Origin of the sequence: Micromonospora ferruginea (assembly GCF_013694245.2) — a bacterium.
Lineage (GTDB): Bacteria > Actinomycetota > Actinomycetes > Mycobacteriales > Micromonosporaceae > Micromonospora > Micromonospora robiginosa.
Window position 1 is genome coordinate 980,996 of the sequence record NZ_CP059322.2, and the last position, 14,649, is coordinate 995,644.

The following is a 14,649-nucleotide window of genomic DNA, read 5'->3' on the forward strand; positions in this document are numbered from 1 at the left end:
ACGACATTCGACGAATTCGGAACACCAGGCATCGCCCGGCCGCCGTCGAAGGGTGCGGCGATGAGCTCCGTCGTAGCCCGACGCTGTCGATCCATCCGATCGGACGAGACGGTTGCCTCGGCCTATCACATTGGCTGTGATGATTGCACGACCGAACCGCTGCGACAAGTTCCATTCATGCATGAGTAAATATTCAGCATGATGAGGTTGTCGGCGTACGTCCAGCTTGCATGAGGTGGCGGTCGCCTACCTTCGGTGTCAACGCGAGTGCTTACGGTAGCGGTGGCGGCCGGCCTCCCGGTTGGCGGTGGGCTGGCGGTGAGGTTGGCGACGGTTAATCGCCGCGCGGCCTGCGCGTTGTCCTGCGTCGATGTGTTGCGAGCCCAGGTCATTGACATTGCCAAGTCGTTAACACTACCGTTGGCGCATGCATCGTCGGCAGGGAATATCTATTCAGAACGGTCCGGGAGTGGCTCGCGACCGCTACGGCCGCATCCCCTGCAGACCGCTCCGTGCGTACCGCCAACCTTGATGGAGACCACCATGCTCCTGTCGAGACATCGACTGTCGATCGCCTTGCTCGCCATCCCCCTGGCAGCGCTGCTCCTCCTGGTCGGCGGCCTCCGGCTGACGCCGGCCGATGCCGCGTCCACCCAGGCGAACGCCGACGGCTGGTCCAGGATCGAAGCGGAGAGCTACCAGGCCTCCGGCGGCGCGCTGCAGGTGTGCAGCGGGGTCCTGTGCTACGTCGGTGCCGGCGCCTGGGTGCAGTACAACGGTGTCGACCTGCACACCGGGACCAACGCGATCCAGTTGAACGTCGCCAACGGCGGCGGCAACACCGGAATCCAGGTGTGGGTCGGCGGGGTCAACACCGGCACGCTCACGGTGGGCGGCACCGGCGGCTGGAACACCTACCAGAGCAGGTCACTCACGCTGCCCACGCAGAGCGGGCTCAAGGACGTGAAGCTCGTCTTCGTCAACGGCAACGTCAACGTCGACTGGCTGCAGTTCTCCGGAACCCCGACGACTCCCAGCCCGAGTCCCACCACGTCGACTCCGAACCCGACCCCCACTCCGACGCCCACCGCCCCGTCGGGCAAGTACCGGATCGTCATCTCGTCCGACTTCCCGACGCTCGACGGTGCCAACAGCGACCCGGACGACGTGCAGTCGATGGTCCGCTTCCTGATGTACACCAACGAGTTCGACGTCGAGGGCCTGATCGCCTCCGCCGCCACCTACGCCAACATCGCCCGTAAGGCGAACATCCTGGCCGCGATCGACAAGTACGACCAGGTGGACGAGAACCTCCGCAAGCACGACCCGGCCTACCCCAGCCCGGCCTACCTGCGCTCGGTCACCTTCCAGGGTCGGGACGGCACGTGGGGCAAGTCGACGGCGAACAACATCGGCGCCGGCAAGGACAGCGAGGCGTCGGACGCGATCATCCGGATCGTGGACAAGCCGGATCCGCGGCCGGTGTGGTTCAGCATCTGGGGCGACAACAGCCAGGTGGCGCAGGCGATCTGGAAGGTACAGAACACCCGCAGCTCGGCTGACTTCAACAAGTTCATCGCCAAGATGCGGATCTTCGCCATCGCCCACCAGGACGACACGATCGACTGGATGAAGCAGAACTTCCCCAGCCTCTTCATCATCCACTCGAACAACACGTACTTCGGCATGTTCTGCAACAGCGGTGACACCTCGATCTGCAACCTGTCCTGGCTCGACGCGAACATCCGCAACAACCACGGTCCGCTCGGCGCCACCTACCCGCCGAAGGGGTGCTGCGTGACCGGCGTGCAGGAGGGTGACTCACCCGGCTTCCTGCATCTGCTCAGCGCCAACCGTCGGCTGAACAACCCCGAGGACCCCACCCAGCCGAGCTGGGGCGGACAGTACCGCCGCGACGGCTCCACCAACCACTGGGTCGACGGACCCGGCGGCGGCACCATCTCGCAGTGGCGCTCCCAGTTCCAGTCGTCCTTCGCCCAACGCGCCGACTGGAACGTGTCCTGACCACCACCTGATCGGTGCTCGCCGTACTGATCCTCAGTGAGAAGCCGCGACTGCCGGGCGTCGCCCTCGGATGCCCGGCAGTCGCGGTCGCCGCGGGACCTGCCGGGAAGAGGGCGACCCCGGCGACCTTCGAAAGGATGACCGCACCGTGACTGTCGCCCGCAACGACGGCCGTGCCGGATCTTCCGCCGGCGACCGGCCGGCGCGACGCGCCTCGCTCAAGCCGCGCCTGGTGGTGCTGACCGACATCTCCACCTGGGAACCCGACGACCACGAGTCGCTGACCCGGCTCCTCGTGCACGCCGACATGTTCGAGATCCAGGGCCTGGTCCTGACGACCGGGTGGAGCTACGAGACTCTCGACGACCCGGTCACGAGCGGGTTCATCAACATCGTCCAGGGTGCCATCGACGCGTACGAGCGGGACCTGCCCAACCTGATGAAGCGGTCGGGGCAGGTCGGATTCACCCAGGACGGGAGCCCACAGGAGATCGGCTACTGGCCGAGCGCGCAGCATCTGCGGGACCGCACGACGACCGGCAGCCGGAACCGGGGCGTGCGCTTCCTGGGCGACACGAACGATTCACCCGGCAGCGATCTGATCATCCGGCTGGCCGACGAGAGCGACGACCGGCCCCTGTGGGTGACGTTCTGGGGCGGTGGGAACACCCTCGCCCAGTCGATCTGGCGAGTACGGCAGGACCGTTCCGCCGACCAGCTGGCTGCCTTCCTCCGCAAGCTGCGCGTCTATGCCATCACGGACCAGGACAGGTCCCAGACCGAGCCGCTCAGCTCCAGCTCGCACCAGTGGATGCGCCGCGTCTCGGCGGGCGAGCTCCTGTTCGTCTGGGACGAGTGCGCCTGGAAGTTCCAGAACGGCACCGGCAAGGCCAACTGGAGCGCGTACGAGACGCACATCCAGGGCCACGGCAACCTGGGTCGGCAGTACCCGAAGTACGTCTACGGCGTCGAGGGCGACACCCCCTCCTTCCTCTACCTCATGCCCACCGGGCTCAACGATCCCGACTCGCCGTGCCAGGCGAGTTGGGGCGGCACCTTCACCGGCGACTCCCGCAACGTGTGGACCGGCGCCGCCTCGTGCGAGGCGTACAACAGGCGCTTCTACACGGCGTCCTTCAACAACTTCGCCGCCCGGATGGACTGGGCGGAGTCCGGCTCCGGGAATCGGAACCCGGTCATCGTGCTCGACGGCGAGCACGGCGTCGGCGTGGTGCGGAGGACCCCCCGGCAGGGGACGGCGGTCACGGTCGACGCCTCGGCAACCTTCGACCCGGACGGCGACCGGTTGCGCTTCACCTGGTGGGTCCAGCCCGACGCAGGCACCTATCCGGGTCCGGTCGACATCGTGGGTGGCAGTTCCAGTATCGCCACCGTCAACGTCCCCGCGGACGCGGCAGGCGAGAGTTTCCACGTCGTGGTGGAGGTGGTCGACGACGGTCCGCACCGGCTCAGCGCCTATCGCCGGATCGTCTTCGAACCCACCGTGTAGGACCGCCTCCACGACCAGATCACCAGGCACTCATGTGACCGGGGGTGTGACCCCTCGTCACCCCATCCGCTGACAGCGGTTCGAGAATGGAGCAGCTCAGATGGAACCCGTTTTCCAACCGGGACGGGCGCGGCAGCGCCTGCGCCGGAGTGGCGCGGCAGCGGCCGCGCTGGTCACCGCGTCGGTGATGGTGGTAGGCGTCTCCACCCAGGCGCACGCGGCAGCCGGCTGTCGCGTCGACTACACCGTCACCAACCAGTGGGATGGTGGCTTCGGCGCCAACATCGCGATCACCAACCTCGGTGACCCGGTGTCGAGTTGGAGGCTGACGTTCTCCTTCGCCGCGGGTCAGAAGATCTCGCAACTCTGGAACGGAAACGTCACCCAGGCCGGCGGCAGCGTGACCGTGACGAACCTGTCCTACAACGGCGCCCTCGGCACCAATGCCACCGTCACCCCCGGCTTCAACGGTACGTGGAGCGGCACCAATCCGGCGCCCACCACCTTCGCGCTCAACGGTGTGACGTGCACCGGCTCGACCGGTCCCGGTCCGACTCCCACCACGCCGACCACGCCCAGCCCGACGCCGTCCTCGCCCACGCCCACGCCGACGCCGTCCTCGCCCACGCCCACGCCCACCCCGACACCGTCGCCGACGGGCTCGGCCGGGGTGAAGCCCCGCGTGATCAACATGACCGACCTCGGTGCGGATCCGGACGATCTGGAGTCGCTGGTCCGGATGCTGGTCACGGCCAACGAGGTCGATCTCGAGGGCATCATCGCGACGACGAGTTGCTGGAAGCCGACGCAGGACGCGACCAACATGGCCAACCTGCTGAACCCGCGGCTGAACGCGTACGGCCAGGTCCTGCCGAATCTCCAGAAGCACGCCCAGGGTTACCCGACTCTGGCACACCTGCAGTCGATCTCGAAGCTGGGCCAGCGGGGGTACGGCATGGGTGACGTCGGCGCCGGCAAGGACAGCCCCGGCTCGGAGTTGATCATCGCCGCGGTCGACCGGAACGACGCGCGTCCGGTCTGGGTCAACTTCTGGGGCGGCGGCAACACGCTGGCGCAGGCGTTGTGGAAGGTCAAGAACACGCGCGGCCAGGCACAGGTCGACCAGTTCGTGAGTAAGTTGCGGGTGTACGACGTCCTGGGTCAGGACGAGGCCGGGGCGTGGATGACGAAGACGTTCCCCAACCTGTTCTACATCCGGGCCAAGAATCTGGTCTACAACTGGCAGCCCTCCGACAGCTGGGTCGACAACAACGTCCAGAACCACGGCCCGCTGGGCGCGCAGTATCCCGACCGGATCTGGGCCTTCGAGGGGGACAGTCCGTCCTTCCTCTACCAGCTGCCCAACGGCCTGACCGATCCGCAGCACGCCGACTGGGGCGGCTGGGGAGGTCGCTTCGACCCGGTGAAGAAGGCCGGCGTTCGCGGCATGACGGAGAGCGGCAGACTCGGCGCGGAGCCGTCGTACGACCCCTACTACATGTACAGCGACGCCCCGGAGGGCGGCAGCTCGACGAGCCGATGGAGCACGGCGATCAACAACGACTTCGCCGCCCGGATGGACTGGACCGTCAACGGCTCCTACTCCGGCGCGAACCACCAGCCGGCCGCCGTCCTCAACGGTGACACCACCAGGCAGGTGCTCCAGCTCTCCGCCGCCGCCGGCTCCACCGTCAACCTGAGCGCCGTCGGCTCCAGCGATCCCGACCGGAACTCGCTCAGCTACTCCTGGACGTACTACGACGAGCCCAGCTCCTACAACGGCGCCGTCACCATCAACAACAGCACGAGCAGCACCGCGACCGCCCAGGTCCCGGCCAACGCCGGCGGGAAGAGCCTGCACATCATCCTGGAGATCCGCGACAGCGGCACGCCCACCCTGTACAGCTACCGTCGGGCCGTCATCAACGTCCGATAGCGCATCCGGCCGACCGCCCGGGAGCATGCCCCCGGGCGGTCGGCGTTTCCTCGCCCGGTACCGCGCAGCGGGAGAGGCGTCCGACGGCGAAGCGCTCGGCCGGATGGTTCCGGCCGAGCGCTCCGCTGGTTTCACCGCTATCGCCACCGGCAGCCGTTCCGCCGTGGCCTCTCGGATCAGCCAGCGACCCGAGGGGCACTCGTCGGACCGGTCAGGGGGTGATCCGGCCGGCGCCGGCGCCGCTCGTCACGATCGACTTGACGCTGCTGGCGCTGTCGAGCGGGTAGGAGTACGGGATGCTGGCGACGCTGCCGCCGGCCTGACCGCTGCCGGAGTTGACGAAGTAGTTGTTGCGGGCGACCAGGCTGCCCGGCCCGGAGTCGCCCTCACCGAGGTGGTAGGGGTCCTTGACGTTCTCGAAGTAGTTGCCCTCGACGAGGACGCCGGCGTTCATGGTGGAGGCGACGCCGTAGCCGCCGTTGCTGTTGTAGTAGTTGTTGTAGACGTGGACCGGGTTGCCGAAGCGGACCCGGGGGTGACGCTGGGTGGTGGCGTCGAACCAGTTGTGGTGGTAGGTCACCCGCAGGTGGCCGATGTCCTGGCCACCGTTGCCGTCGCTGTGCCCGAGCAGCGCGGTCTTGTTGTGGTTGAAGAAGCGGTTCCAGGACACCGTGACGAAGTCCGAGCCACGCTTGATGTCGACCGCGCCGTCGTAGCCGTTGCTGAGCGTGTTGTGGTCGATCCAGACGTTCGTCGACCCGCTCTGGACGTTGACGGCGTCGTCGTTCCAGTCCCGGAAGGTGAGGTTGCGGATGATGACGTTGTGCTGCTCGCTGACGTTGAGGCCGCAGCCCACGATGGTCGCGCCCGGGTTGCCGAGGATGGTCTTGTTGGATCCGACCTGCAGCATGCCGGAGCAGGAGATGGTGCCGGAGACCCGGATGACCGCGGCGTTGGTGCCCCGGATCGCGCTGCTCAGTGCGGAGGAGTTGGTCACCGTGGTGGGGGAGGAGTTACCACCGCCGGTGGTGCCCCCGTTCTGGGTGGCCCAGCCCACCAGCCCGGTCTGCGGGGACGTGGTCGGTCCGGACGTGGGGGGCGGCGTGCTCGGCGGTGTGACCGTGGGGGTGCCCGCCGGAGTGGTGGGCGCGGTCCCGCCGGTGCAGGTGACCCCGTTCAGCGCGAAGCTCGACGGCACCGGGTTGCTGGAGTTGTTCCAGGTGCCGTTGAAGCCGAACGAGGCGGTGCCGTTGGTGCCGACGGCGCCGTTGTAGTCGAGGTTGGTGGCGGTGACCTGGCTGCCGCTCTGCGTCGCGTTCGCGTTCCAGGCCGAGCTGACCTGCTGCCCGGCGCCGAAGGACCAGCGCAGGCTCCAGGACGAGATCGGGTCGCCGAGGTTGGTGATGGCCACGTTGCCGGTGAACCCGCCCTGCCACTGGCCGTCTACCGAGTAGGTGACCCGGCAGCCGGCTGCGGCGTGGGCGGTGCCGGCGGTCAGGACCCCGCCGACGAGCAGGGCCGCGCCGGTGGTGGCGACGGCGGAGGTGATGGCGGCCAGCTTGGCGCGCCGTCGTACGGACATGGTGTTTCCCTTCGGAACGGCGGGGACGGTTCCGCCGGCCGGCTTCCCACCATCTCGGCGCCTGCCCGGTTGGCGCCGGTGGGTCGACCGGTCCGGCGGCCCGTGCCCCTGCCGATGGACGAGCTGTTTCTTCGGCTCCCGCCCCGCGCCCACTCAGCAAGCGCTTTCTCATGTAAGCATGTCGATGGAGGGGCGTAAATGGCTAACAGACAGTGAATTGGTATGCGCGGTTGCGCCGCAAGCGACCGCGTCGACCGCGCTTGACATCGATGAGGGTAAACGTTAGGTTGCGCCCACGTTGTCGAATTGTGAATCGGCAATGAATATTCATTCAGAACTGCGAGGTGTTGCGCCATGCCGACGACGGGAAGACATGCCTTCTCCGGGTGCCGCGTGACGGCATGGGCCGCGACGGCCCTCGCTGCCGCCCTGGTCGTCACCGGCGGTCACGCCGCCACGGCCGCCGGGCGCCAGGGCGCGGTGGCGAATGCGGTGTCCACCACCTACGAGGCCGAGGCCGGCACGGTCGGCGGCGGCACGACGATCGATTCGAACAACGCCGGCTACACGGGCGGCGGATTCGCGAACTTCCCGACCGGCGGCGGGTCGCTGCAGTTCGGCAGCGTTGCCGGCGGCAGCGGCGGTTCCGCCGGGTTGACGATCCGGTTCGCCAACGGAAGTGGGAAGACGCGAACCGGCCGGCTGGTGGTCAACGGGGCCGGCCAGGACATCACCTTCCCCACGACCAGCAACTGGACGACCTGGCAGAGCACCTCACTGACGGTGCCGTTGAACAGCGGCGGCAACACCATCCGCTTCGAGACCAACGGTCAGGACCTGGCCAACATCGACCACATCGTCGTCGCCGCCAACGACGGGGCGTCCGCGCCCGTCATCACCGCCCAGCCGGTCGGCCAGACGGTTGCCCCCGGCGCCACCATCACCTTCACCGTCGCCGCGACGGGCGCGTCACCGCTGAGCTACCGGTGGCGGCGCAACGGCGTCGACATCGCCGGCGCCACCGCCAGCAGTTACACCCTCACCAACGTGCAGTCCGCCCACGCCGGCGACTACACCGTCGTGGTGACCAACTCCCTCGGCTCGGTCACCAGCGACCCCGCCAGTCTCACTGTCAACGACGCCCCACCGCCGTCGACCACCCGGCCGCGGATGATCGCGATGACCGACGGCGAGGTCGACGACCGCAGTTCAATGGTCCGCTTCCTGACCTACGCCTCGGACTACGACGTCGCCGGCATCATCCAGACCAACTCGCGATACCAGAAGAGCGGGCACAGCGGCGACCGATGGATCGAGGCGCAACTCGACCGGTACCAGCAGGTGCTGCCCAACCTGCGGCTGCACAAGGCGGGGTATCCCGACACCGCCACGCTGCGCGGGGTCGTCCGGATCGGCAACGAGAACAGCGGCGACCTGACCAGGGCGCCGGCGGACATGGCGACCAGGGACACCCCGGGCTCGCAGCTGATCATCGACCGGCTGTTGGACAACGATCCCCGACCGGTGCACGTCTCGGCCTGGGGCGGGGCCAACACGCTCGCGTACGCGCTCTACAAGCTGAAGACCCAGTACCCGGCGGCTCAGTACGACCGCGCCGTGTCCCGACTGTGGATCTACTGCATCTGGTACCAGGACGGCGGCGGTCAGTGGATCGAGGACAACATCCCCGGAGCCAGGATCTACGAGGCGTACAAGTGGGACAACGTCTGGGACTACCAGAGCCTCACCGGGCCCAGCCCGGACTACGTCAAGGCGTACATGACGCAGGGCTGGTTGGACACGAACGTCAAGCGGAACCACGGCCCGCTCGGCGCGGTCGTGCCGCAGACGTACGTCAGCGAGGGTGACACCCCGTCGTTCCTGCCGATGATCGACAACGGGCTGACCCAGTACGCCGACTACACCCTCGGTGGGTGGGGTGGCCGGCCGGTCTTCGACACCGGCAACCACATGACCGACGGCGTCGACGACGGCAACGCCAACAAGCCGTTCTGGCGGTGGATCCCGGCTGCGGAGAACGACTACGCCGCGCGGATGGACTGGCAGGTGGCCACCAGGTTCGGCGACGCCAACCACCAACCGGTGGCGCGGGTCGCCGGTGGCCTGACGCGTACCGTGTCGCCCGGGCAGACGGTGACGCTCGACGCCTCGCCGACCACCGACCCGGACGGCAACGCCCTGACCTACAAGTGGTGGCAGTACGCCGACGCCGACTCGGTGAGCGCGCGGCCGACGATCAGCAACGACACCGCACGCACCGGCGCCACCTTCGTCGTGCCGAACGAACCCGGCAAGAGGATCCACGTCATCCTCGAGGTCGTCGACAACGGATCTCCGAGCCTGACCCACTACCAACGCGTGGTGTTCACCATCGCCTGACGCGGGCGGCGGCCCTGCCCTCGGCCCGACCAGGGCCGAGGGCGCGGCTGTCGGACTGCCCGGGCGCGTCCGGTCCCGGCCGGCGAACCGCGCCACCTCGGTGGCCGACCTGCCAGGGACGTGTGAACGGATGATGGCGGACGCGGGCGATTGACATTGCTGGTTCGGCAGTCCTACGCTCGTGTCATGTCCGATCAAGCGCGAATAGATATGCCATTGCCGGTCTTCGGTGCGGGCATCTGGCACTTCGGCCGATATGTGGACCGGTACGCCACCGACGGCTACGGCCCGCCGGTGAACACGCTCGAAGCGATCAACCTGGCCAGCAAGGTCGAGGACCTGTCGGTGGTCGATCTGACCTACCCGTTCGACCCGTCGGGGCTCGCCGTCGCGGACGTCGCCGGCGTGCTGACCATGAACGGGCTGCGTGCGGTCGCGGTGACCCCGGAGATCTACACCCGCCGGTTCAACCGCGGCGCGTTCACCAACCCCGACGCCGAGGTGCGGCGCGCCGCGATCGAACTGGTCTCCGAGGCCGCCCACGTCGCGCGTGAGCTGGGCTGCGACTACGTCAAGCTCTGGCCCGGGCAGGACGGCTGGGACTACCCCTTCCAGGCCGACCACCGGCAGCTGTGGCAGTACTCCGTCGACGCGGTCCGCGAACTGGCCGCCGCCTTCCCCGACCTGCGCTTCGCCATCGAGTACAAGCCACGCGAGCCGCGCAACGCGATGGTGTTCTCCTCGGTGGCCCGCACGCTGCTGGCCATCGAGGACATCGGGCTGCCCAACGTCGGCATCCTCCTGGACTTCGGGCACTCCCTCTACGGCGGGGAGTCGCCGGCCGACGCCGCCCGCATGGCGATCGCACGCGGCCGGCTGTTCGCCATCGACGTCAACGACAACTATCGCGGCTGGGACGACGACATGGTCGTCGGCTCCATGCACCCGATCGAGACGTTCGAGTTCTTCTACGCCCTGGTCGAGGCCGGCTGGCAGGGCGTGTGGCAGCTGGACCAGTTCCCGTTCCGCGAGGACAGCGTGCAGGCGGCCACCGACGGCATCCGGGTGATGAAGCGCATCCACCGGGCGATCGGCGCCGTCGACCGGGAGGCGCTGCACGCCGCCCAGCAGGCCCAGGACGCCCTCGCCGCGCAACGGATCATCCAGGACGCCCTCTACGGCCGGTACGAGAGTTGACCAACGTGACGGAACATGTCGACGAGGTGGCCCCGGTGAGACTGTCCGCTGACCCCGAGCGCGCCCAGCGGTACGGGAACCTGTCCGCCCGCCTGCGCTCCTCCGACGCCGACGTCGCCGCCGTCGAGCTGCGGCGCATCTCGCGAGAGGTACGCCGCAGCATCATCCGGATGATCGACCGCGCCCGGATGGGACACATCGGGGGTGACCTGTCGGTGACCGACATCCTGGTGACCTGCTTCTGGGGCGCGCTGTCGCTGGACCCGCAGCGTCCGGCGTGGCGCGACCGCGACCGCTTCATCCTCAGCAAGGGTCACTGCGCCGCGGCCCTGTACTCCACCCTGGCGCACTGCGGGTTCTTCCACCCCGAGGAGCTCGACACGTTCATGGCGCCGCTGTCGGCGCTCAACGGGCATCCGAACAGGCTCAAGGTGCCGGGCGTGGAGACGAACACCGGCGCCCTGGGCCACGGGCTTCCGGTCGCCACCGGCTGCGCCATCGCCGCACAGCTGGCCGGCGCGTCCTGGCGCACCGTCGTCGTGCTCGGCGACGGCGAGATGCAGGAGGGCAGCAACTGGGAGGCGGCGATGACGGCCGCCCACCACGACCTGTCCTCGCTGACCGCGGTGATCGACCGCAACCGCCTGCAGCAGGGCGCCCGCACCGAGGACACCAAGCGTCTGGAGCCGTTCGCCGACAAGTGGCGCAGCTTCGGCTGGGAGGTACGCGAGGTCGACGGGCACGACCACGTCGCGCTGCTGCGCGCCCTGGGGCCGTCGACCACCGGCCAGCCGGTGGCGGTCGTCGCCAACACGATCAAGGGAAAGGGCGTGTCCTTCATGGAGGACCGGGTCGAGTGGCACCACAAGGTGCCCACTCCCGAGCAGACCGAGCGGGCGCTCGCGGAGCTGGTCGGATGACGATCGTGGAGCAGGCCCTCTTCGACTGCCGGCAGGCCTTCGCCGACGAACTGCGCGCCCTCGCCCGGGTCGACGAGCGCGTCGTGGCGGTCTGCAACGACTCGGTCGGATCGAGCAACCTCGTCGGCTTCCGCGATGAGTTCCCCCGCCGGCTGGTCAACGTCGGCATCGCCGAACAGGACCTGGTCGGCGTCGCCGCCGGGCTGGCCAACGCCGGCAAGATCCCCTTCGTCTGCGCCGCCGCGCCGTTCCTGACCGGCCGAGCCCTCGAACAGATCAAGGCGGACGTCGCCTACAGCGACGCGCACGTCGTGCTCTGCGGGCAGAGCCCCGGCATGGCCTACGGCGAGCTGGGGCCGACCCACCACTCCATCGAGGACCTCTCCTGGATGCGCGCGGTGGCGAACCTCGACGTGATCGTGCCGGCGGACCCGGCCCAGACCCGTGCCGCGGTACGGTGGGCAGCCACCTCCGGCCGCCCCTCTTACCTGCGGATTCCCCGCTTCAAGGTACCCGCGGTCACGCCGGCGGACGCGCCCTTCGCCCCCCGCACGGCGGTCCGCCTGACCGACGGCGACGACGTCACGGTCATCGCGATCGGATCGCTCACCTCACGGGCGCTCGACGCCGCCGACCGGCTGCGCGTCGAAGGCATCGAGGTCCGGGTCCTGAACATGCCGTTCGTGGACCCCATCGACACCCGCGCGGTGCTGGCCGCCGCCGCCCAGACCCGCGGCATCGTGACCGCCGAGGAGGCGACCACGACCGGCGGGCTGGGTGCCGCCGTCGCGGCGATCGTCGCCGCCGGCCGACCCGCCCCGATGCGGATCCTCGGCATCCCCCGGGTCTTCGCCCCGACCGGCGACACCGCGTACCTGCTGGACCACTTCGGGCTGACCGCCGACGGCATCGCCGACGCGGTACGTGAGCTGTACGCCGCCGCGGAACCGGACGGTGACCATGGCTGACGGGCCGCTCGTCCTCGCGGTGGACCAGGGGACGAGTTCCACCAAGGCGCTCCTCGTCGACGCCGCCGGAAAGGTCGTCGCGCGAGCGGTCGCGCCCGTGACGGAGCGACAGCCCCGACCCGGCTGGGTCGAGCAGGACGCCGACGAACTGTGGCACAGCGTCCGTGCCGCCGTGACGTCCTGCGTCGAGCCGGCCGTCGCCCACCGGATCGAGGCCGTCGGGTTGAGCACCCAGCGGGAGTCGCTGGTGCTGTGGGATCGCCGCACCGGCGAGCCGCTCGGCCCGCTGCTCAGCTGGCAGGACCAACGCACCAACGACGCCTGTCGCGACCTCACCGCGTCCGGCAGCGGACCGCTGGTCAGGTCGGCCAGCGGGATGCCGTTGGACCCGATGTTCTCGGCGCTCAAGGCGCGCTGGCTGTTGGACATCCACGACCCGGAACGGCGGCGCGCCAAGGCCGGCGAGCTGTGCCTGGGCACGGTCGACTCCTGGCTGCTGAGCCGGTTCGGCGGCGAGCACGTGACCGAGGTCGGCAACGCCTCCCGCACCCAGTTGCTCAACATCGACACCCGGCAGTGGGACGAGCGTCTGCTCGACCTGTTCGGGGTGCCGGCCGCGGTGCTGCCCCGGGTGGTGGGCTCCGGCGGCGACTTCCCGGCCGTACGCGATCTGTGGCCCGTGCCGGACGGCGTCCCGGTGCGGGCGGTCCTCGGGGACTCGCACGCGGCGATGTTCGCCCACGCCGGCTGGCGGCCCGGTGTCGTGAAGGCCACCTACGGCACCGGCTCGTCCGTGATGGCCGTCGGCGACGGCGGCGACAGCCCGCAGCTGTGCCGCAGCGTGGCATGGGACATCGACGGACCGGTCCACGCCGTCGAAGGCAACATCCGCGCCACCGGCCGCACCCTCAGCTGGCTGGCCGAGCTGTTCGGCACCGACGTGCAGACCCTGCTCGACGAGGCGCCACCCGCCTCGGGTCCGGTGCAGTTCGTGCCGGCCTTCGGTGGCCTCGGCGCGCCGTGGTGGGACCCCGACGCGACCGCGATGCTCAGCGGCCTGACCCTGGGCACCCGCCGCGGTGATCTCGCCGCCGCGGCGCTGCACGCGGTGGCCCACCAGGTCGACGACGTCGTGACCGCCGTCGAGTCCACCGTCGGTGAGGTGCGGCTCCTGCTGTGCGACGGTGGCCTGACTCGCAGCGGCCGGCTCATGCAGACCCAGGCCGACGTCGGCGGTCGACTCGTCGGCCGTTCCGCCGAGCAGGACCTGTCCTGCCTGGGGGCGGCCGACGCGGCCGGCCTGGTCGCCGGGCTGTGGACCCGGGCCGACCTCGAAGGGCGGGTACGACCCGTCGACGAATACCACCCCGCCACCGATCGCGCGGTCCGGGCCGCCCAGCGGGCCCGGTGGCACACCGCGATCGACCGGGCCCGGTCGGCCCCCGCAACGGCAAGGAGCAGAGCGTGACCCGCCTACGACGTCCTCGGTGGATCGGGCTGGCCGCCGTCGCCGTGCTCGTCGCGGCGATCCTGCTCAGCACCGAGTACCGGCCCGCGGACGCCCCCTCGGCCGCCCAGGCGCAAGCCTTCGACCCGGCCCGCTACGGCAGCGAGACCTACCAGAGCAAGGTGGTGCCGGCCATCCGGCAGAACGCCACGCCGCTGCCAGAACTGTTCGCGGCCCTCTCCGCGGACAAGGAGGCCGCCGGCCGCAGATACGGCCACCGCGAGGGCACCGGCCCCTGGAGCTTCGCGGTCACCGGCGAGGGCGTCGCCGGCAGGACCACCGGCAACCTGATGCTCGTCACCGGCACCGGCCTCCCAACGGCCACGCGAGTGTCACTGCAGGTGGGACCGGCGATCAACGGCACCGCCCTGCGCGACGCCGCCGGGTTCATCACCTTCGGCCAGTTCCTCAACCAGGTGCAGTACGCCGACGCGGCGACGGCGCTGAACAACCAGATGCGCGGCAGCGTGCTGGCCGACCTGAAGCCCGCGGACCTGGCGGGCCAGAAAATCACCTTCACCGGCGCGTTCCGCTTCGTCACGCCGTCGGTCGTCACCATCACGCCCATCGAGATCGGCCGGGCGCAATGACCGCGATTCTACGC

10 protein-coding genes are annotated in these 14,649 nt (G+C 69.4%); 9 read left to right on the forward strand and 1 reads right to left on the reverse strand.

What is annotated here, in order from left to right; genetic code table 11:
- The first annotated feature begins 543 nt into the window (after positions 1-543).
- From H1D33_RS04555 to H1D33_RS04565, 3 genes are all read left to right on the forward strand, one after another.
- The gene (locus tag H1D33_RS04555; RefSeq protein ID WP_181569254.1) at positions 544-2,025 is read left to right on the forward strand and encodes a nucleoside hydrolase-like domain-containing protein; all 1,482 of its coding nucleotides are present in this window, start codon (positions 544-546) and stop codon (positions 2,023-2,025) included.
- Positions 2,026-2,173: 148 nt separating this feature from the next.
- Positions 2,174-3,535: a DUF1593 domain-containing protein gene (locus H1D33_RS04560; protein ID WP_220138716.1), complete on the forward strand. Its 1,362-nt coding sequence runs from the start codon at positions 2,174-2,176 to the stop codon at positions 3,533-3,535.
- Positions 3,536-3,635: 100 nt separating this feature from the next.
- Positions 3,636-5,471 carry a nucleoside hydrolase-like domain-containing protein gene (locus H1D33_RS04565; RefSeq protein ID WP_181569252.1) on the forward strand — a complete coding sequence of 612 codons (1,836 nt, stop codon included), beginning with the start codon at positions 3,636-3,638 and terminating at the stop codon, positions 5,469-5,471.
- A 211-nt stretch (positions 5,472-5,682) separates the two neighbouring features.
- Here the strand turns inward: H1D33_RS04565 and H1D33_RS04570 are convergent, their stop codons facing one another.
- Positions 5,683-7,053, reverse strand: a complete 1,371-nt coding sequence (locus tag H1D33_RS04570; protein WP_181569251.1) for a pectate lyase family protein — start codon at positions 7,051-7,053, stop codon at positions 5,683-5,685.
- Between the two features lie 393 nt (positions 7,054-7,446).
- Here H1D33_RS04570 and H1D33_RS04575 point away from each other — a divergent pair, with 393 nt between their 5' ends.
- From H1D33_RS04575 to H1D33_RS04600, 6 genes are all read left to right on the forward strand, one after another.
- Positions 7,447-9,453: a nucleoside hydrolase-like domain-containing protein gene (locus H1D33_RS04575; protein ID WP_181569250.1), complete on the forward strand. Its 2,007-nt coding sequence runs from the start codon at positions 7,447-7,449 to the stop codon at positions 9,451-9,453.
- Positions 9,454-9,663: 210 nt separating this feature from the next.
- Complete coding sequence (locus H1D33_RS04580) at positions 9,664-10,650, forward strand: sugar phosphate isomerase/epimerase family protein (RefSeq protein WP_181569249.1); 987 nt, start codon at positions 9,664-9,666, stop codon at positions 10,648-10,650.
- Positions 10,651-10,685: 35 nt separating this feature from the next.
- A complete protein-coding gene (locus tag H1D33_RS04585) occupies positions 10,686-11,570 on the forward strand; it encodes a transketolase (RefSeq protein ID WP_246411689.1) in 885 nt (294 codons plus the stop codon).
- Positions 11,567-12,538, forward strand: coding sequence for a transketolase family protein (locus H1D33_RS04590; protein ID WP_181569248.1), 972 nt, complete (start codon positions 11,567-11,569; stop codon positions 12,536-12,538). The genes H1D33_RS04585 and H1D33_RS04590 overlap by 4 nt, the downstream gene beginning before the upstream one ends.
- Positions 12,531-14,006 carry an FGGY family carbohydrate kinase gene (locus tag H1D33_RS04595; protein ID WP_246412265.1) on the forward strand — a complete coding sequence of 492 codons (1,476 nt, stop codon included), beginning with the start codon at positions 12,531-12,533 and terminating at the stop codon, positions 14,004-14,006. Before H1D33_RS04590 ends, H1D33_RS04595 begins: the two co-directional genes overlap by 8 nt.
- Entirely contained in the window at positions 14,003-14,635 is a 633-nt protein-coding gene (locus tag H1D33_RS04600; protein ID WP_181569246.1) for a DUF2291 family protein, read from the forward strand. Before H1D33_RS04595 ends, H1D33_RS04600 begins: the two co-directional genes overlap by 4 nt.
- Positions 14,636-14,649: the final 14 nt, after the last annotated feature.